The organism is Bacillus sp. AMCV2 (assembly GCF_056033925.1).
In genome coordinates this window covers 2,955,614-2,972,938 of sequence record NZ_JBVYIB010000002.1, presented here as the reverse complement: position 1 = coordinate 2,972,938, position 17,325 = coordinate 2,955,614, and the positions used below count along the sequence as shown (strand labels likewise).

At 44.6% G+C, this 17,325-nt stretch carries 22 protein-coding genes and 1 riboswitch; of the genes, 13 read left to right on the top strand and 9 right to left on the bottom strand.

Annotated elements, in window-relative coordinates:
* Nucleotide 1: 1 nt before the first annotated feature.
* Genes mntB through mntD form a run of 3 tightly spaced genes read left to right on the top strand, consistent with a single transcriptional unit; the run spans nucleotide 2 to nucleotide 2,944 of the window.
* Complete coding sequence (mntB, locus tag AC0OMA_RS15425; RefSeq protein WP_014480635.1) at nucleotides 2-754, top strand: manganese ABC transporter ATP-binding protein MntB; 753 nt, start codon at nucleotides 2-4, stop codon at nucleotides 752-754.
* A 5-nt stretch (nucleotides 755-759) separates the two neighbouring features.
* On the top strand, nucleotides 760-2,067 hold the full coding sequence (mntC, locus tag AC0OMA_RS15420; protein ID WP_322839778.1) for a manganese ABC transporter permease MntC: 1,308 nt from the start codon (nucleotides 760-762) through the stop codon (nucleotides 2,065-2,067).
* Nucleotides 2,057-2,944 (top strand): manganese ABC transporter permease MntD, encoded by an 888-nt coding sequence (gene mntD, locus AC0OMA_RS15415; RefSeq protein WP_033884531.1) that lies wholly within the window; start codon nucleotides 2,057-2,059, stop codon nucleotides 2,942-2,944. The genes mntC and mntD overlap by 11 nt, the downstream gene beginning before the upstream one ends.
* An 18-nt stretch (nucleotides 2,945-2,962) precedes the next feature.
* On the opposite strand, the gene AC0OMA_RS15410 is transcribed toward mntD, so the two are convergent.
* Genes AC0OMA_RS15410 through AC0OMA_RS15400 form a run of 3 tightly spaced genes read right to left on the bottom strand, consistent with a single transcriptional unit; the run spans nucleotide 2,963 to nucleotide 5,590 of the window.
* Nucleotides 2,963-3,121 carry a DUF1540 domain-containing protein gene (locus AC0OMA_RS15410; protein WP_003229069.1) on the bottom strand — a complete coding sequence of 53 codons (159 nt, stop codon included), beginning with the start codon at nucleotides 3,119-3,121 and terminating at the stop codon, nucleotides 2,963-2,965.
* Between the two features lie 53 nt (nucleotides 3,122-3,174).
* Complete coding sequence (locus AC0OMA_RS15405; RefSeq protein WP_015384444.1) at nucleotides 3,175-4,215, bottom strand: cytochrome d ubiquinol oxidase subunit II; 1,041 nt, start codon at nucleotides 4,213-4,215, stop codon at nucleotides 3,175-3,177.
* Nucleotides 4,216-4,258: 43 nt separating this feature from the next.
* Entirely contained in the window at nucleotides 4,259-5,590 is a 1,332-nt protein-coding gene (locus tag AC0OMA_RS15400) for a cytochrome ubiquinol oxidase subunit I (RefSeq protein WP_003229073.1), read from the bottom strand.
* 205 nt (nucleotides 5,591-5,795) lie between these two features.
* Between AC0OMA_RS15400 and AC0OMA_RS15395 the strand changes: the two genes are divergently transcribed.
* Both AC0OMA_RS15395 and AC0OMA_RS15390 read left to right on the top strand, forming a co-directional pair.
* Nucleotides 5,796-6,044 (top strand): type B 50S ribosomal protein L31, encoded by a 249-nt coding sequence (locus tag AC0OMA_RS15395; protein ID WP_003219346.1) that lies wholly within the window; start codon nucleotides 5,796-5,798, stop codon nucleotides 6,042-6,044.
* 93 nt (nucleotides 6,045-6,137) lie between these two features.
* A complete protein-coding gene (locus AC0OMA_RS15390; RefSeq protein WP_014477744.1) occupies nucleotides 6,138-6,701 on the top strand; it encodes a beta-class carbonic anhydrase in 564 nt (187 codons plus the stop codon).
* Here AC0OMA_RS15390 and yidD read toward each other — a convergent pair.
* On the bottom strand, nucleotides 6,698-6,925 hold the full coding sequence (yidD, locus tag AC0OMA_RS15385) for a membrane protein insertion efficiency factor YidD (protein WP_003229076.1): 228 nt from the start codon (nucleotides 6,923-6,925) through the stop codon (nucleotides 6,698-6,700). The genes AC0OMA_RS15390 and yidD overlap by 4 nt on opposite strands.
* Before the next feature lie 128 nt (nucleotides 6,926-7,053).
* Here yidD and AC0OMA_RS15380 point away from each other — a divergent pair, with 128 nt between their 5' ends.
* Both AC0OMA_RS15380 and AC0OMA_RS15375 read left to right on the top strand, forming a co-directional pair.
* Nucleotides 7,054-7,527 (top strand): S-ribosylhomocysteine lyase, encoded by a 474-nt coding sequence (locus AC0OMA_RS15380; protein ID WP_003219361.1) that lies wholly within the window; start codon nucleotides 7,054-7,056, stop codon nucleotides 7,525-7,527.
* Between the two features lie 119 nt (nucleotides 7,528-7,646).
* On the top strand, nucleotides 7,647-8,084 hold the full coding sequence (locus AC0OMA_RS15375; protein ID WP_015384442.1) for a FixH family protein: 438 nt from the start codon (nucleotides 7,647-7,649) through the stop codon (nucleotides 8,082-8,084).
* On the opposite strand, the gene ytzI is transcribed toward AC0OMA_RS15375, so the two are convergent.
* Nucleotides 8,078-8,218, bottom strand: coding sequence for a YtzI protein (ytzI, locus tag AC0OMA_RS15370; protein WP_003229081.1), 141 nt, complete (start codon nucleotides 8,216-8,218; stop codon nucleotides 8,078-8,080). The two genes, AC0OMA_RS15375 and ytzI, sit on opposite strands and share 7 nt — an antisense overlap.
* Nucleotides 8,219-8,346: 128 nt before the next feature.
* Between ytzI and AC0OMA_RS15365 the strand changes: the two genes are divergently transcribed.
* From AC0OMA_RS15365 to ytkD, 3 genes are all read left to right on the top strand, one after another.
* Nucleotides 8,347-8,784, top strand: coding sequence for a Dps family protein (locus tag AC0OMA_RS15365; protein WP_003229083.1), 438 nt, complete (start codon nucleotides 8,347-8,349; stop codon nucleotides 8,782-8,784).
* 165 nt (nucleotides 8,785-8,949) lie between these two features.
* Nucleotides 8,950-9,354 carry a phage holin family protein gene (locus AC0OMA_RS15360; RefSeq protein WP_014477741.1) on the top strand — a complete coding sequence of 135 codons (405 nt, stop codon included), beginning with the start codon at nucleotides 8,950-8,952 and terminating at the stop codon, nucleotides 9,352-9,354.
* 208 nt (nucleotides 9,355-9,562) lie between these two features.
* Nucleotides 9,563-10,039, top strand: coding sequence for an RNA deprotection pyrophosphohydrolase (ytkD, locus tag AC0OMA_RS15355; protein WP_003229087.1), 477 nt, complete (start codon nucleotides 9,563-9,565; stop codon nucleotides 10,037-10,039).
* Between the two features lie 26 nt (nucleotides 10,040-10,065).
* Here ytkD and AC0OMA_RS15350 read toward each other — a convergent pair whose 3' ends face one another.
* Genes AC0OMA_RS15350 through AC0OMA_RS15340 form a run of 3 tightly spaced genes read right to left on the bottom strand, consistent with a single transcriptional unit; the run spans nucleotide 10,066 to nucleotide 12,652 of the window.
* Entirely contained in the window at nucleotides 10,066-10,878 is an 813-nt protein-coding gene (locus AC0OMA_RS15350; RefSeq protein ID WP_015384439.1) for an ABC transporter permease, read from the bottom strand.
* Entirely contained in the window at nucleotides 10,853-11,635 is a 783-nt protein-coding gene (locus tag AC0OMA_RS15345) for an ABC transporter ATP-binding protein (protein ID WP_003229092.1), read from the bottom strand. The genes AC0OMA_RS15350 and AC0OMA_RS15345 overlap by 26 nt, the downstream gene beginning before the upstream one ends.
* Before the next feature lie 12 nt (nucleotides 11,636-11,647).
* Nucleotides 11,648-12,652 carry an ABC transporter substrate-binding protein gene (locus AC0OMA_RS15340; protein ID WP_047183069.1) on the bottom strand — a complete coding sequence of 335 codons (1,005 nt, stop codon included), beginning with the start codon at nucleotides 12,650-12,652 and terminating at the stop codon, nucleotides 11,648-11,650.
* A 151-nt stretch (nucleotides 12,653-12,803) separates the two neighbouring features.
* Here AC0OMA_RS15340 and AC0OMA_RS15335 point away from each other — a divergent pair, with 151 nt between their 5' ends.
* Nucleotides 12,804-13,577, top strand: a complete 774-nt coding sequence (locus AC0OMA_RS15335) for an alpha/beta hydrolase family protein (protein ID WP_003246204.1) — start codon at nucleotides 12,804-12,806, stop codon at nucleotides 13,575-13,577.
* 51 nt (nucleotides 13,578-13,628) lie between these two features.
* On the top strand, nucleotides 13,629-13,871 hold the full coding sequence (locus AC0OMA_RS15330) for a DUF2584 domain-containing protein (RefSeq protein WP_004398611.1): 243 nt from the start codon (nucleotides 13,629-13,631) through the stop codon (nucleotides 13,869-13,871).
* A 38-nt stretch (nucleotides 13,872-13,909) separates the two neighbouring features.
* Here the strand turns inward: AC0OMA_RS15330 and pckA are convergent, their stop codons facing one another.
* Nucleotides 13,910-15,493, bottom strand: a complete 1,584-nt coding sequence (gene pckA, locus AC0OMA_RS15325) for a phosphoenolpyruvate carboxykinase (ATP) (protein WP_015384436.1) — start codon at nucleotides 15,491-15,493, stop codon at nucleotides 13,910-13,912.
* A 196-nt stretch (nucleotides 15,494-15,689) separates the two neighbouring features.
* Nucleotides 15,690-15,828: riboswitch (SAM riboswitch) on the top strand.
* Nucleotides 15,829-15,995: 167 nt separating this feature from the next.
* On the opposite strand from pckA, the gene metK reads away from it, so the two are divergent.
* Complete coding sequence (metK, locus tag AC0OMA_RS15320) at nucleotides 15,996-17,198, top strand: methionine adenosyltransferase (protein ID WP_003229102.1); 1,203 nt, start codon at nucleotides 15,996-15,998, stop codon at nucleotides 17,196-17,198.
* Nucleotides 17,199-17,325 lie beyond the last annotated feature (127 nt).

Genomic DNA, 17,325 nt, shown 5'->3' with positions numbered 1-17,325 from the left:
TATGTTCCCTGTTGAGCTTGATAATGTGACGGTTGCTTATCATAAAAAGCCTGTACTGCAGGACATTTCGCTGCAGGTGCCGGAAGGAAAACTTATTGGCATTATCGGCCCAAACGGCGCGGGAAAATCAACCTTGATCAAAACGATTCTCGGTCTTGTGCCCCGAGCTTCCGGAGACATCTCTATTTACGGCAAAGACTATAAGGATCAGCGGACCAGAATCGGATATGTTCCGCAGCGCGGCTCGGTTGACTGGGATTTCCCCACAAGTGCGCTCGATGTCGTCCTAATGGGAAGATACGGGAGAATCGGTTTATTAAAGAGGCCAAAGAAAGCGGATGTGGAGATGGCGAAGGCCGCATTAGCAAAAGTCGGGATGCTTGATTATGCGAAGAGGCAGATCAGCCAGCTGTCAGGCGGCCAGCAGCAGCGAGTGTTTCTTGCCCGGGCACTCTGCCAGAACGCTGACATTTATTTTATGGATGAACCGTTTGCAGGTGTCGATGCAGCGACGGAGCGCGCGATTATGACGCTGTTGGCAGAACTCAAAGAAAAAGGAAAAACCGTGCTTGTCGTCCATCATGATCTGCAGACCGCCGAGGATTATTTCGATTGGATCTTACTGCTTCATTTAAGAAAAATCGCTTTCGGACCGGCGGAAAACGTTTTTACGATCGAAAACCTGCAAAAAACATATGGAGGAAGGCTTACGTTTTTAAAAGATAAAGTGCTGGCAGAAGGACATAAGGAGTGAGCGCAATGTTTGAAAGTTTGTGGCTGCAGCTCCAGCATCCGAATACACAGTGGGTGCTGGCCGGTACGCTTTTGCTCGGGACAGCAAGCGGTGTTTTGGGCAGCTTTGTGCTGCTGAGAAAGCAAAGTTTAATCGGCGATGCGATGGCCCATTCAGCTCTGCCGGGAGTGTGTCTCGCTTTTCTGTTCACCGGGCAAAAATCACTGCCTTTCTTTTTACTGGGTGCGGCGCTCGCCGGACTGCTCGGAACGTTTTGTATTCAGCTGATTCCGCGGCTTTCAAAAACAAAGGAGGACTCGGCGATCGGGATTGTTCTTTCTGTGTTTTTTGGCGTCGGGATCATTCTGCTGACATATATTCAGCAACAGGGGGCGGGAAGCCAAAGCGGGCTTGATTCTTTTTTATTCGGCCAGGCTGCTTCATTGGTCAGGCAGGATATCATCCTTATAGCAGGAATATCCGCTGTTCTACTGCTCCTTTGTATTGTTTTCTTTAAGGAATTTACATTGATTACTTTTGATCTCGCGTTTGCAAAGGGATTAGGAATCCCGGTGCGTTTTTTAAACGGGCTTTTGGCTTGTCTGATTGTCTGTGCTGTCGTCATTGGGCTTCAGACTGTTGGTGTGATATTAATGGCGGCTATGCTGATTACACCTGCCATAGCTGCGAGATATTGGACCGAACGATTAACCGGGATGATCGTCATTGCCGGGATTACAGGCGGGGGCAGCGGAGTGGCCGGAACCCTGCTTAGCACCACGATGAAGGGAATGGCGACAGGGCCATTAATGATCTTATCTGCAACGCTGCTCTTTCTTTTTTCAATGATTTGTGCGCCTAAGCGGGGATTGGCTGCTAAAGCCATAAGGCTGATGAGGCTGCGGCGCAGAACAAGCAGGGAGCAAGTGCTTTTGGCGATTTATGAACAGTATGAAAAGAATAATCTTTGTGTAAATGTTGAAAGTGTAAGAAAGAAAAGACGCCTATCCTCTTCATTATGCCTTAAGGCATTAAATGACTTGGAACAAGAGAGGTGCATTGAGCGTATCGAAAATGGGATTTGGCAAATCACAAGCAAAGGGGTAGAAAAAGGCTATCACACAGCTTTGAAGCAGCGGATGTATGAAGTGTATCTCATGCATGAAATGGAACTTGCCAATATAGAATCCGATCAAGACTGCTTTGACCCGGACCGTTTACCGAGAGAAACGAGAGAGCGGCTTTATTCACTCTTAAAGCTGTATGGACGGATGCCTGAGCGTCGAAAAGCGTCTCATGATGCCGAGAAGGGACAGATCGCAAATGAGTTTTGAAGCATGGATTATAGCTACCGGTGTATTAGTCGGTGTAAGCTGCGGATTGATCGGCACATTTCTTGTGCTGAGAAGCATGGCGATGCTGGCCGACGCAATCAGTCATACAGTGTTGCTTGGCATTGTCGGCGCTTTTCTAGTGACGGGAAGTCTCGACGGGATTTCTATGTTTATCGGCGCAGCCGCAACCGGTCTATTAACGGCTTTCTTGGTTCAGCTTCTTCATAGCAAGGGGGTTCAATCAGATGCTGCCATAGGCGTTGTGTTTACATCTTTATTTGCAATCGGGGTTATTTTGCTTTCTGTGTATGGAGCGAATGTCCATCTCGATATTGAGCACTCGCTAATGGGAGAAATCGCTTTTGTGCCGTGGAATACGGTGACGGTATTCGGGGTTGATATTGGGCCGAAAGCGTTTTGGATGCTGGCATCTGTTCTGGTTTTAAACGTAGTGTTGATCAGTGTGTGCTATAAGGAGTTTAAAATCGCTTCGTTTGATCCTCAAATGGCTTTAGCCTTGGGAATACCGGTTTTGCTCATTCATTACGTGCAAATGGGCATGCTGTCCCTAACGACTGTTGCTTCCTTTGATTCGGTGGGTGCCGTATTGGTTGTGGCCATGCTGATTGTTCCGCCTGCTGCGGCACATTTGCTGACAGACCGGCTTCTTTATATGCTGATTCTCAGCGCGTTGATTGGCGGGCTGTCGGCGGTCATGGGCTATTTCTTCGCAACGTGGCTTAATGTTTCGATTTCAGGAGCGATGGCGGCCATGACAGGTGTATGTTATGCAAGCGCCTTTTTGTTTTCACCTGCAAACGGGGTCATAACTAAAAAGCTGAGAACACTCAACATGCAAAAAGAAAGAGCTGGCTGATGCAGCTCTTTCTTTTAATTATAAATCATGCGGCTTAAACGTTTTGCAGTCTGTTTCCCGGCTGTTTTCAGCCGTTTCACCAGTATGGCTGACAACATAAATGGCATCAGCGGTGCATTTGTTACCTTTGCCCCAATAAGAACAGTTGTTGACCTCACATAGAATTTTCTGCTCCATGCCATCCCCTCCTTATAAAGGTTCTGGATTAGTATAGCCGGCTGGCTTGCCCTCTATTCCTCCTGGCGGATATAGCGTTTATCTCGCATAAACATTTTCCAGAAGAAAAAGAAGCCCGGAAATAGAATGATAAATGCAACGATATACGTTGCAAACAGCGCTCTGAACGTTGCTGGCTCTGTGAAGCCTGACATGACTGTCACATCGGGATAAATCATATACGGAAGATGCGCCCGCCCGTACGCGTAGCTTGCGAGAAAATACTGTATCCCAATCGCAACAAGTGCAAGCCGCGGTTTTCCGATGTTTTGCCCAAAGCTCTTATTAGGCAGAAAAAGAGCGATTCCAGCAATGACAAATGTAATGAACGATGCAATAATCCAAGTAAAATCATTCAGCATTCCGCTGTACAGCCAGTTTGCTTCATTCCGCATTGTCACCATAATGCATACAGCAAACAACAGTGAAATCGGGCCGGTAATCAGGGCGCTTTTTCTGTAGGCTCGGTACGCATCCTGTTCCTCTGCCACATTTGAAACATCTGCAAGCAGCAGCGAGGACAAAAATAAGGTGCTTAAAATCGCAAACCCGATAAATGAATAGGCGTTGGGGCTTGAAAAGATTTTAGACATATTTAAGTTATAGATTCCATCCGTTTTTTCTATAAACCCTCCGTGTGTCACAGGAAGCACCAAAATTAAAATAGCAGGAATGATAAAGCCGGAGATGCCGGAAATATATCTTAGCGTTTTCCGCTCCTTTGCTGTATTTGAAAAAACGAGAAATCCGCTTCGAATCGCTAAAAGCAGCAAAATCATGCTTCCGGGAATTAATAAAACGGTTCCGAGCACAAATGTCGCGCCGGGGAAAAAACTGAAAAGCGCCACGACGATGGCTACTATAAAGACGTTTGTGACCTCCCAAGTCGGGGACAAAAAGCGATTCGCAATATCGGTGGCCTTCATATGCTCCTTATTTAAATAGATCATAGACCAAAATCCCGCTCCAAAATCCATTGTCGCCATGACGGCGTAAATAAACACAAAGCCCCAGATAATTGAGATGGCGATCAGAGCGTCAGTTGAAATCTCCATTTGTACGATCTTCCTTCCATTTGGTTTCCTGTTTGCGGAGCCATTACGACTCCGCTGTATTTAAATCTTCGTCAACCGGGTGCTTGCGGAAATAATACAGCAGCACGTAGACAACAGCTGCGCCTAACACGGCATAAACAAATGTGAAAAATAAGAACAGCACCCCGATCGAGCCAGTCGTTGTTACGACATCTGACGTTTTCAGCAGATGATAGATGACCCAAGGCTGCCTCCCCGTACATGCGAAAATCCAGCCGAATTCAATGCCGATGAGACTAAAAGGGCCTGCTGTCATGAAAATGACCAAAAGCCACGTTGGGAAACGGTCTTTCTTGAGCACCTTTCTCCAGACCACTCCGATAATGGAATAAAGAATAAGCAGCATGCCTACACCGACCATCGCATTAAACAGCGTGTGAATGAAAAGCGGCGGCCATTCATCTCTCGGAAATGCATTTAATCCCTTTACAACAGTGTCAAAACGGTTCGCTGCCAAAAAGCTTAAAGCCCATGGAATCTCGATTGCCCATTTTACTTTTTCTTCATTCGGGTCGGTAAAACCGCCGATAGCGAGCGGGGCGTGGGATCTTGTTTCAAACAGGCCTTCCGCACCGGCTAATTTTTCGGGCTGGTATTCGTACAGCATTTGTGCAGATTCGTGTCCGTTCAAAGCGGTCAGCAACGAAAAAATACCGCCGATCGTCAGTGCGAGCAAAAGGGCTTTCCGGTGAAAGCGATAGACCTTTTCCTTTTTCCTCGTCCGGATCATTTTATACGCCGCAACAGAAGCCACGATAAACGCACCGGTCATAAACGCGGACAGCACGACATGGCCGGCAGTGATAAAAAAGCTAGGATTAAAAAACGCAGCCCACGGGTCAACATCTGTAATTTTTCCGTTTAAAATTTTAAAACCGGCGGGCGTACCTTCAAAAGCGTGAACATTCGTAATCAGAACAGCTGATGCTGCTGCCCCGACTAACACAAAGAAAACAGCAACAATCCTCATTGCAGGTGACAAACGGTCTGCAGCGTATACATAAATCGACATGAATAGGGCTTCAACAAAAAAAGCATAGATTTCAATTTGAAATGGCAGGGACATCACCCGGCCGATGACTTCCATAAATCCCGGCCATAAAAGCGCGAGCTGAGTGCCCGCGATCGTTCCGGTCGGTATGGCGACCCCCAGCAAAACGGCTTGTGCTTTCGTCCATCTTTTCGCCATGATCGCATAATGGTCATCTTTCGTTTTTTGATAGATCAATTCCGCCACTAAAATCATGAGCGGGAGACCGACTCCAAGTGTTGCGAAAATGATATGAAAGCCCATAGTCGTGCCAAAGAGGCTTCTTGCCAAAACTAAATCATCCACAATCGTAAACCACCTTTCTAAAAAGACGTTCTGTATGTATTTTGGGTTTATTATTTGCTTCCTCGGTTAGATTATTCTTCCTATTCTTAAATGCCATGAGGTTTACGATGCGAAAACAGAGGGAAGGATATAAGAAGATTGACAAAACGTTTGTAAGGTTATAAAATAAAACGTAATTATTACGATTTATTGAAAGGAGATTCACATGAAAGAAGGAATTCATCCGAAGAACCACAAAGTGATATTTCAGGATGTCAACAGCGGCTACCGTTTTCTCAGCACCTCTACTAAAACATCTAATGAAACAGCAGAGTGGGAAGACGGCAACACATATCCTGTCATTAAAGTAGAGGTAAGTTCTGACACGCATCCGTTTTATACAGGCCGCCAGAAATTCAATGAAAAAGGCGGACGAGTTGAGCAGTTCAAAAAACGCTATAACATGGGGAAATAAGGCAGACCAGAGGGTTTGTCTTTTTTTATTATGACGAATAAACAAGGGTTGTGATATATTGAAGAGTAAAAAGAATAGAAAGGGACAACGAACATGAGTCTTCTAAATGATATTCTTGAATTTAACAAGACATTTACTGAACAAAGAGAGTATGAAAAGTATCAAACATCAAAATTTCCAGATAAAAAAATGGCGATTCTTTCTTGCATGGACACTCGTCTGGTTGAACTGCTGCCGCATGCGATGAATTTGCGAAACGGTGATGTGAAAATCATTAAAAGTGCCGGTGCGCTTGTGACACACCCATTCGGAAGCATCATGAGAAGTTTACTCGTCGCAGTGTACGAGCTGAATGCAGATGAGGTGTGTGTGATCGGGCATCACGATTGCGGCATGAGCAAAATCAGCAGCAAAAGCATGCTTGAAAAAATCAAAGCAAGAGGGATTCCGGAAGAACGCATCGAAACAATAAAGTACTCCGGTGTAGACTTTGATCAATGGTTTAAAAGTTTTGATTCAGTGGAAGCGAGTGTGAAAGACAGCGTAGACGTTATTAAACATCACCCGCTGTTCCCTGAAAACGTTCCGGTCCATGGCTTAGTCATTGATCCTAAAACCGGAAAACTGGATCTAATCGTAAACGGCTATAACAATTAATGTTTTTGTTTCTTTTCAGGAACGGGATCGACTCCTCCCGGATGGAACGGGTGGCATTTCAAAATCCGTTTGATTGTCAGCCATCCGCCTTTTAAAGCGCCATGCGTTTTAATCGCTTCGATTCCATATTGGGAACAGGTCGGATAAAAGCGGCATGTTGGCGGTGTCAGGGGCGAGATGAATTTTTGATATCCTCTGATCAGAGCGATGAATAGGGTTTTCATGTTTCTTCAGCAACCTTTCTGATGCAAGTATAAGAAAAAAAACACAGATTGAAAAGTTAATCAATAATTCTTATCGGAAAAGTATGTTATAATGAAATTACATTTTAAAAAAAGGGGAGAGTGCCATTATGCCTTCAGTAGAAAGTTTTGAGCTTGATCATAATGCGGTTGTTGCTCCATATGTAAGACATTGCGGCGTGCATAAAGTAGGAACAGACGGCGTTGTAAATAAATTTGACATTCGTTTTTGCCAGCCAAATAAACAGGCGATGAAGCCTGACACCATTCACACACTCGAGCATTTGCTCGCGTTTACGATTCGTTCTCACGCTGAGAAATACGATCATTTTGATATCATTGATATTTCTCCAATGGGCTGCCAGACAGGCTATTATCTAGTTGTGAGCGGAGAGCCGACATCAGCGGAAATCGTTGATCTGCTTGAAGACACAATGAAGGAAGCGGTAGAGATTACAGAAATACCAGCTGCGAATGAAAAGCAGTGCGGCCAAGCGAAGCTTCATGATCTGGAAGGCGCTAAACGTTTAATGCGTTTCTGGCTTTCACAGGATAAAGAAGAATTGCTAAAAGTATTTGGCTAAAATAGAAAGGACCTTTTTGCGCTTAAGCAAAAAGGTCTTTTTTGTGACGTCTCATATTTTGTGTACCATTTGCTGTAAGCGTTTGCTACTATTTAGGTAAACGATGAAAGGGTGATGGCATGAAAAAGATGTTGGTTGTTCTGCTTTTTTCTGCTTTTTTGCTTAACGGATGTGGATCTGGTGAAAGTAAAGCAAATACAGATGAGACGCCCGAGGTTTTGGATGTCAAGCTGACCGGGCCTGAAAAAGTAAATCCCGGAGAAAGCGCTGCTTATGAAGCAGCCGTAACATATGGTGATGAAGCTGTGACGGATGCCGATGAAGTAGAGTTTGAAGTATGGAAAGAAGGGGAAAAAGACGCAAGCCAAATGTTTAAGGCGAAACAAGAAAAAGGCGTATACCGATTGGAAACGACGTTTAAGGAAGATGGTGTATACACTGTCCAATCCCATGTCACAGCAAAAAAACAGCATAGCATGCCGACCTTAAAAGTCCAAGTCGGAGACGCCGATGCTGCCAGCAATCAGTCAGAAGAGGAGCATTCACATCATCATTGATTGTGTGAATCAGAGTGATTTTCTTGTGGCGGATCAATGGTATGCTTTACATTATAGGCTTTTACAGTCGTCCAAATGGTTACAAGCAAAACAGCCAGCACAATCAAAATACTTATCGTAATGAGAAGCGTCATGACATTCCACCTCCCGTTTTTTAACAATTGTAGCATAATAGTAGAAATCGTGACAGATAAGGGTAAAAAAGAGGTTTTAGCGTACGATATTAAGGGTATACATAGTCATATAACAAGGAGGAGATACCATGTCAGAACAATTGATTCAAGCAGTGAACAAACAAGTAGCCAACTGGACGGTCATGTATGTGAAACTACATAATTATCACTGGTATGTGAAAGGAAAAGATTTCTTCACGCTTCATGAAAAGTTTGAGGAGCTGTACAACGAAACGGCAACTTATATTGATGACTTAGCAGAACGTCTTTTGGCGCTGAACGGAAAACCGATTGCAACAATGAAGGAATCCTTAGAAACGGCTTCTGTCAAAGAAGCGGCTGGAAATGAAACAGCTGAACAAATGGTTCAAAGCGTATATGATGATTTCACAGTCATCGCGGAAGAGCTGAAAAACGGCATGGATTTAGCTGATGAAGTCGGTGACGAAACAACAGGGGACATGCTTCTTGCGATCCATCAAAATATTGAAAAACATAACTGGATGCTAAAAGCTTACCTAGGTTAAGTCCAAAAATAGAACGGCCGGATGTCTTAAAAAAGACGTCCGGCTTTTCTTTTTGTATCTGAAAAATAGGCGACAACCAGTCCATTTTTCTGAAAAATCCAATCCGTTCGGCTTGTTTTCCATAGAATATCGTAAGGCCGTTTCTGTGAAAGGATGTTGGGATAAATGGATAGAGACTTTGGCATCTTTTCGTTTTTAGCAGTCAGCGTTTCAGCAGCGGGTTTTTTCTTTGGAGGTTTTCAGTATTCATTTCTGATTTTGCTCTCTCTGATGGCAATTGAATTTATCAGTACGACTTTGAAGGAAACCATTATTCATAAACTGTCATTTATAAAGGTATTTGCCCGGCTTGTCAAAAAATTAGTCACGCTGGCTCTGATCTCTGTATGCCACTTTTTTGATCAGCTGCTGAATACAGAGGGATCAATTCGTGACTTGGCTATTATGTTTTATATTCTTTATGAATCTGTGCAAATTGTTGTGACAGCCAGCTCTCTTGGCATACCGGTTCCTCAGATGCTTGTCGATCTTTTAGAAACGTTAAAAAATAAATTTAAGCGCAAACCGTAACTTTTCCCTGTTCGCGGGTCATAATAAAGCCCAGAGCGTCGGTCGCACTTTCCGGCAAAAGCTATCGCAAAAAACTGTACGAGCTAGTCTGCATGCAGAACCTGACGGCGTGCTGGGTTTCCCTTATTTTTTGATAAAAGGCTTCCGAAGAAACGTAACTGTGGTATGATGTATGGAAGATAGCTAGGAACGGATTTGAGGGATAAACATGTACGAGTTTAAAGATTATTATCAGAATACTGTTCAGCTTTCCTTTGACGATCAGCCTTTCTCGGACAGCCCGAAGCATGTCTGGGTGATTTGCCGTTTTGGCGGCAAATGGCTTTTAACAGAACATGAGGACAGAGGCTATGAGTTTCCAGGCGGGAAAGTAGAGCCGATGGAGTGCGCAGAAGAGGCTGCGCTCCGGGAAGTAAAGGAAGAGACGGGCGCGAGAGTCAAAAGCCTCAAGTATCTCGGACAGTATAAAGTTCTCGGAAAAGAAAAAGTGATTGTAAAAAATATATATTTTGCAGATATAGAAAAGCTTGAAAAGCAAGCTGATTACTTTGAAACGAAAGGCCCGGTTTTGTTTCACGAGCTTCCGGAGAACCTTTCCCGCAATAAAAAATTCAGCTTTATTATGAAGGATTCCGTACTTCCGATCAGTTTGAAAAAACTGAAAGAATCTGGATGGATTGAATAAAAAACCCGGCACATATGCCGGGTTTTTTATGTCCTCCCCTTCGTCCATTTCTTTTCCAGCAGCTCGACGCCCTGATACATCAGAGTGGCGAAGATGGCGATGATCAGCAGGCTTAAGAAGACGAGTGTAAAATTGAAGACTTGGAATCCGTAAATAATCATATATCCTAATCCGACCTTCGAAACGAGGAATTCCCCTACAATGACGCCAACCCATGATAAGCCGACGTTCACTTTTAGTGTTGAAATAATCGCGGGGGAGGATGCAGGCAGTATGACTTCTTTAAAAATAACCCACTTTTTTGCGCCGAATGTTTGCATGACTTTCGTATAGTTTTCGTCGACCTCCTGGAAGGCGGTGTAGACAACGATGGTTGTGATAATGACGCTGATGATGGCTCCCATCGCAATGATGCTGATAAAACTGGGGCCGAGCGCGACAATCAGGATTGGGCCCAGGGCCACCTTCGGCATTGCATTCAAAATCACAAGATACGGATCTAAAATTCTGGCAAGTCGGTTAGACCACCATAACAAAGCGGCGAGGCACGTGCCCATAAACGTCCCAAGCAAAAAGCCAAGCACCGTTTCAAATAAAGTGACGCCGATGTGTGACAGTAAAGAACCGTCACCAAGTTTCTCCAGCAATAATCGCCATACAGCTGATGGAGAGCTGAAGATCAGCGGATCGATCCAGCCCTGCCTGCTGGAGATTTCCCAGCCCGAGAAAAAGAGAATAAATATGGCAAGCTGAAAGGAATGGACCTTCCACTTTTCCTTTTTCTGTTTGAATTGATACTGCTCGTGAAGCAGATCAATGGTTTCTTTGCTGTTTCTCAAGAGAATTCAGCTCCTTCCATATCGTTTGAAACAGTGTCTGGAAGGAAGGTTCCTGACGGGCGTCAAAAGGCAACATCGCAGCCAATTCCTTGGGAATGGTAAAAATCTGATGGATGGTGCCCGGCTGATTTGAAAATAAAAAGATCGTATCGCTCATCGCTATCGCTTCCCCTATATCATGAGTGACAAGCACTGCTGTTTTTTGATATTCCTTTAATGTGCGGAATACCAGGTTTTCCAAAGACAACTTTGTCTGAAAATCAAGCGCGGAAAATGGCTCATCCAGCAAAAGCAGACTAGGGTTAGGCGCAAGTGTTCTTGCAAGCGCAGCCCGCTGGCGCATCCCGCCTGACAGCTCTTTCGGATATTTTTTCTCCACATCTATGAGGCCGAACTCCGGCAATAGACCCAGTGCAGCGGCTTTGCTTTCTTCTGTCAGCGTGTCGGCGATTTTTAAACCGAGAAGCACATTTTCCTCGATAGATTTCCAGGGAAATAAGTAATCCTGCTGAAGCATATAGCCAATATTATGTTCTTTTTGATTCGGCTCACGGCCTTCAATCAGAACTCTGCCTTCTGATGGCTCAATCAAACCGGCAATAATGGAAAGCAGTGTTGTTTTTCCGCAGCCGCTTGGGCCGAGAAATGAGATGAAATCACCTTTTTCGGCATCGAAATGAATATCCCGCACAGCCGTTGTTTTTTCTTTAATAGAAAAATAAGTATGGGTTACATGGTCGACATGTAAGAAAGACATAGATGGCGCCTCCTATTTCTCCGAGGTGACTTTTTCAGCAATTTCTTTATTTACAAGCTGATTGTATGGAATGTGCTTCGGCAGTTCTCCCGATTGATCCATAATGGTTTGGAGAAGCTCCCATTCTTTTTCGTTAAGCAGAGGGTCTGGCGAATATGAATGCTGTTTTTTATAGCGTTCAATGGATGTTTCGATGACGTCTGGGTCGGTATCATCAAATTCATCTTTAATGGCATCTGTGATGTCCTTCGCAGAATGATTTTCAACCCACTGCTGCGCCTTATAAATGGCTTTTGTAAACTTGACGGCTGTGTCTTCATTTTTCTTCAAATAGCTTTGTTTCGCCATAAAAGTCGTATAAGGAACCTCTCCTGATTCTTCTCCGAATGAAGCCACGATATGGCCGATGCCTTTTTTCTCAAAGAGAGAAGCCTGCGGTTCAAAGAGTTGTACATACTCACCGGTTCCAGAAGCAAACGCATTGGCAATATTGGCGAAGTCTATGTTCTGGATGAGGTCTATATCCTTATGCGGGTCAATCTTATGTTTGTTCAGCACATACTCGCCGACCATTTGCGGCATGCCGCCTTTTCGCTGGCCGAGAAACGTTTTTCCTTTCAGCTGATCCCAGTCGAAGTGTTCAACATCTTCTCTCGCGACAAGAAACGTTCCGTCTGTCTGAGTCAGCTGGGCGAAATTAATGACGGGATCTTTAGCCCCTTGCGCTTCGACATAAATAGATGTTTCTGACCCGACAAGCGCGATGTCGGAGCCGTTGGAAAGAAGCGATGTCATCGTTTTGTCTCCGCCCCAGGTCGTATTCACATCGACATCAAGCCCTTCTTCCTTAAAAAAACCTTTAGACTCAGCAACATATAAAGGTGCGTAAAAAATTGAATGGGTCACTTCAGCTACTTTGACTTTGGTGAGCGTTTCTTCCTGCTTGCAAGCCGCCAGGGCGAACATCAGAAAGATACTGCCGACACAGGCGAAGCCCAGCCTTAACCATCTGTTCACATAGACAACCTCCTTATTTCGCATCAAGTTAATATCCTTTTTTGCTTTACATATCGTATGATGGGTATAAAAATGTGTGAATGCCTAATCAGGTTCTCCGGATGTAATTTTGGAGTAAGGAAAGCATATAGAAAAAAAGGAGGCGGCTGTTTTGATTGTAGAGAAAAGAAGATTTCCGTCGCCAAGCCAGCATGTGCGTTTGTATACGATCTGCTATCTGTCAAATGGATTACGGGTTAAGGGGCTTCTGGCTGAGCCGGCGGAACCGGGACAATATGACGGATTTTTATATTTGCGCGGCGGGATTAAAAGCGTGGGCATGGTTCGGCCGGGCCGGATTATCCAGTTTGCATCCCAAGGGTTTGTGGTGTTTGCTCCTTTTTACAGAGGAAATCAAGGAGGAGAAGGCAATGAGGATTTTGCAGGAGAAGACAGGGAGGATGCATTTTCTGCTTTTCGCCTGCTTCAGCAGCACCCAAATGTCAAGAAGGACAGAATTCATATCTTCGGTTTTTCCCGCGGCGGAATTATGGGAATGCTCACTGCGATCGAAATGGGCGGGCAGGCAGCTTCATTTGTTTCCTGGGGAGGCGTCAGTGATATGATTCTTACATACGAGGAGCGGCAGGATTTGCGGCGGATGATGAAAAGAGTCATCGGCGGAACACCGAAAAAGGTGCCTGAGGAATATCAATGGAGGACACCGTTTGACCAAGTAAACAAAATTCAGGCTCCCGTGCTGTTAATCCATGGAGAAAAAGACCAAAATGTTTCGATTCAGCATTCCTATTTATTAGAAGAGAAGCTAAAACAACTGCATAAGCCGGTGGAGACGTGGTACTACAGTACATTCACACATTATTTCCCGCCAAAAGAAAACCGGCGTATCGTGCGGCAGCTCACACAATGGATGAAAAACCGCTGACAGTGAAATATGTTATGATAAAGAAAAAAGAGAACGAAAGGGGATTTCACTTTGGGAATGCCTGTTGAATTTAATACACTGATTGTGACAAAAGGAAAAGAAGTTCGCATAGATGAGAATATATTCACGTTAGAGAAGGACGGATACCGAGTATATCCGATGGAGATTCCAATGGATGTACGCAAAACAAAGTTTGGCGAAAAGTCAGGCACCGCTGAAGTGCAGAAGCTTCAATGGGAAGAAGGCCGTACCATCATTACATACAAGCTGACTTCTTTGCATTCCGTCAATTAAAACAAGCCAAGAGCATAATTGCTCTTGGCTTTTGTTTTTTATACGAGAGGGCCGCCTGCCTGGGCGATGGCATCGGTATGTGTGAACTTTTTAAAGTTCTCTTTGAATTCATTTGCAAGGTAGACTGCTTTTTCTTTGTATTCTTCCTTGTTGGTCCACGTGTTTTCAGGCTGAAGGATATGATCAGGAACGCCAGGAACATGTGCCGGAATGTGCAGGCCGAAAATATCGTCAGTTATCATTTCAGCATCCTCTAATTTACCTTCAATCGCTGCTTTGACCATTGCTCTAGTGTAAGAAAGCTTCATTCGTTCGCCTGTGCCGTAACCGCCCCCGGTCCAGCCGGTATTGACTAAGAAAACGTCTGCGCCGTGTTCATCGATCTTTTTGCCGAGCATTTCAGCATAGACGTGAGCAGGAAGCGGCAGGAACGGTGAGCCGAAGCATGTAGAGAACGTCGTTTCAGGAGACGTTACACCACGTTCGGTTCCGGCAAGCTTACTCGTGTAACCGCTCAAGAAATGGTACATGGCCTGCTCCTTCGTCAGTTTGCTGATCGGAGGCAGGACTCCGAAGGCATCAGCCGTCAAAAATACAATGGCTGACGGATGGCCGGCCATGCTTGGAGTCACGATGTTATCAATCATATGAATCGGGTAAGCTGCCCGCGTGTTTTCAGTATAGAAGGAATCATCATAATTGGCTTCGCGTGTATCTTCATCAACAACGACATTTTCGAGAACAGACCCGAAGCGGATCGCGTTAAAGATTTGCGGCTCCTTTTCCTCGCTTAAATGAATGCACTTAGCGTAGCACCCGCCTTCAATATTAAAGACGCCTGTATCAGACCAGCCATGTTCATCGTCACCGATCAGCTTGCGGTCAGCATCTGCCGACAGGGTGGTCTTGCCTGTTCCTGACAGTCCGAAGAAAAGGGCGACATCGCCTTTTTCACCGACATTGGCGGAGCAGTGCATAGATAAAATATCTCTTTCAGGCAGCAGGAAATTCATAATGGAGAAAATGGACTTCTTCATTTCACCGGCATACTCAGTTCCGCCGATTAAGATCGTCCGCTTTTCAAAAGAGACAATAATAAACGTTTCGGAATGAGTGCCGTCTGTTTTTGGATCCGCTTTGAAATGCGGAGCAGAAAGAATGGTGAACGGCTGCTCAACTGTTTTCTTATCATTTCCTTCCGGACGGATAAACAGCTGCCGCGCAAATAAATTGTGCCATGCGAACTCATTTACGACAGTGATCGGCAGCCTGTATTTCTCGTCTGCTCCGGCAAATCCTTCGAAAACAAACAGTTCATCTCGCTCCTTTAAATAGCTGACAACTTTCGTATACAGCCGCTCAAACGCTTCTTCTGAAATCGGCTGATTCACCGGGCCCCAATCGATCTTATTTTTCGTGCTTTCTTCCTCCACGATGAATTTATCTTTAGGTGAGCGTCCTGTGTAAGCGCCTGTTGTCGCGCGAACAGCACCTGTGGATGTTAAAATGCCTTCGTTTCGGGAGAGGACTTTTTCTGTTAGCTGTGCTGCTGATAAATTATGACGCACATTTGGACATGTTAATAAGGCTTGTAAATCAGCGGTCAAATCAACTGAGTTCATATGAAACCTTCCTTTATCGTTTTTTGTGTTTTGCTAATTGTGAATTAGTATAACATATATTTTCAAATAGTCTATACTATTTATTATTTTTTGTGTGTGCATTTCCATTGTTTTCCCTCAATATAGGTGCCTATTTCTTCTGAATCATATTGACATTGCAAACCCTTTTACGATAAGATATTTCATTGAGCGGATACTCTTATCCCGAGCTGGCGGAGGGACAGGCCCTATGAAGCCCAGCAACCGGTTTCTCTGTTATTTATTATGTTCAACTGAGTGAGACAACCAAGGTGCTAACCTGTTGCAAGGTTGTATGATTCCTTGAGCGATAAGAGTGAAAGGCACAAAGACCAAACCCTTTCCTCGATGGAAAAGGTTTTTTTATTTCATAAATATGCCAATTAACATTCTCTAATATAACTGTACATTGTATAAGAGGGAGCGAGTTCCGTATCATATATACAAGGTCTTTCGGGAGGCCTTGTGCAGGAGGAAGCAAATCATGAGTAAAAATCGTCGTTTATTTACATCAGAATCTGTTACGGAGGGGCATCCGGATAAAATCTGTGACCAGATTTCTGACAGCATTTTAGATGAAATTTTAAAGAAAGACCCTAACGCGCGTGTTGCTTGTGAAACATCTGTGACAACAGGTTTGGTTCTTGTAAGCGGAGAGATCACAACTTCTACGTATGTTGACATTCCGAAAACGGTTCGCCAAACCATTAAAGAAATCGGATACACACGTGCAAAATACGGATTTGATGCGGAAACTTGTGCGGTTTTAACATCAATTGATGAGCAGTCTGCTGATATCGCGATGGGTGTCGACCAAGCGCTTGAAGCCCGTGAAGGCACAATGAGCGACGAAGAAATTGAAGCGATTGGTGCGGGTGACCAAGGATTAATGTTCGGTTATGCGTGCAACGAAACGAAAGAGCTTATGCCTCTTCCAATTTCACTTGCCCATAAATTAGCCCGCCGCCTAAGTGAAGTCCGTAAAGAAGATATTCTTCCGTACCTTCGCCCTGACGGCAAAACACAGGTAACGGTTGAGTACGATGAAAATAACAAACCAGTCCGCATTGACGCGATTGTGATTTCCACTCAGCATCACCCTGAAATTACACTTGAGCAAATTCAGCGCAACATTAAAGAACATGTAATCAATCCGGTTGTTCCTGAAGAGCTGATTGATGAAGAAACAAAATATTTCATCAACCCTACAGGACGTTTCGTAATCGGAGGGCCTCAAGGGGATGCGGGACTTACAGGACGCAAAATCATCGTTGATACGTACGGCGGCTATGCACGCCACGGCGGAGGCGCGTTCTCAGGTAAGGACGCGACGAAGGTAGACCGTTCTGCAGCTTATGCGGCAAGATACGTTGCGAAAAACATCGTTGCGGCTGAGCTTGCTGATTCTTGCGAAGTACAGCTTGCTTACGCGATCGGTGTTGCACAGCCTGTGTCAATCTCAATCAACACATTCGGTTCCGGAAAAGCTTCTGAGGAAAAATTGATTGAAGTTGTTCGCAATAACTTTGATTTACGACCTGCCGGCATTATCAAAATGCTTGATTTGCGCCGTCCGATCTACAAACAAACTGCTGCGTACGGCCACTTTGGACGTCACGATGTTGACCTTCCTTGGGAGCGCACAGACAAAGCGGAGCAGCTGCGTAAAGAAGCGTTAGGAGAATAATTTTATAGCCGCTTACTGGTTAAGCGGCTTTCCCTTTTTTATCGTTGTATTCATGTTTATTTTTTTACATAACTGTGAAACCAAATACTATTCACAGCGTCTATAAATAGGGGTTCAATGATGACAA

Bases quoted from the DNA above. Each gene is read 5' to 3' on its own strand.
- mntB (WP_014480635.1), top strand. From the start codon at position 2: ATGTTCCCTGTTGAGCTTGATAATGTGACGGTTGCTTATCATAAAAAG.
- mntC (WP_322839778.1), top strand. From the start codon at position 760: ATGTTTGAAAGTTTGTGGCTGCAGCTCCAGCATCCGAATACACAGTGG.
- mntD (WP_033884531.1), top strand. From the start codon at position 2,057: ATGAGTTTTGAAGCATGGATTATAGCTACCGGTGTATTAGTCGGTGTA.
- AC0OMA_RS15410 (WP_003229069.1), bottom strand. From the start codon at position 3,121: ATGGAGCAGAAAATTCTATGTGAGGTCAACAACTGTTCTTATTGGGGC.
- AC0OMA_RS15405 (WP_015384444.1), bottom strand. From the start codon at position 4,215: ATGGAGATTTCAACTGACGCTCTGATCGCCATCTCAATTATCTGGGGC.
- AC0OMA_RS15395 (WP_003219346.1), top strand. From the start codon at position 5,796: ATGAAAGAAGGAATTCATCCGAAGAACCACAAAGTGATATTTCAGGAT.
- AC0OMA_RS15390 (WP_014477744.1), top strand. From the start codon at position 6,138: ATGAGTCTTCTAAATGATATTCTTGAATTTAACAAGACATTTACTGAA.
- yidD (WP_003229076.1), bottom strand. From the start codon at position 6,925: ATGAAAACCCTATTCATCGCTCTGATCAGAGGATATCAAAAATTCATC.
- AC0OMA_RS15380 (WP_003219361.1), top strand. From the start codon at position 7,054: ATGCCTTCAGTAGAAAGTTTTGAGCTTGATCATAATGCGGTTGTTGCT.
- AC0OMA_RS15375 (WP_015384442.1), top strand. From the start codon at position 7,647: ATGAAAAAGATGTTGGTTGTTCTGCTTTTTTCTGCTTTTTTGCTTAAC.
- ytzI (WP_003229081.1), bottom strand. From the start codon at position 8,218: ATGACGCTTCTCATTACGATAAGTATTTTGATTGTGCTGGCTGTTTTG.
- AC0OMA_RS15365 (WP_003229083.1), top strand. From the start codon at position 8,347: ATGTCAGAACAATTGATTCAAGCAGTGAACAAACAAGTAGCCAACTGG.
- AC0OMA_RS15360 (WP_014477741.1), top strand. From the start codon at position 8,950: ATGGATAGAGACTTTGGCATCTTTTCGTTTTTAGCAGTCAGCGTTTCA.
- ytkD (WP_003229087.1), top strand. From the start codon at position 9,563: ATGTACGAGTTTAAAGATTATTATCAGAATACTGTTCAGCTTTCCTTT.
- AC0OMA_RS15345 (WP_003229092.1), bottom strand. From the start codon at position 11,635: ATGTCTTTCTTACATGTCGACCATGTAACCCATACTTATTTTTCTATT.
- pckA (WP_015384436.1), bottom strand. From the start codon at position 15,493: ATGAACTCAGTTGATTTGACCGCTGATTTACAAGCCTTATTAACATGT.
- metK (WP_003229102.1), top strand. From the start codon at position 15,996: ATGAGTAAAAATCGTCGTTTATTTACATCAGAATCTGTTACGGAGGGG.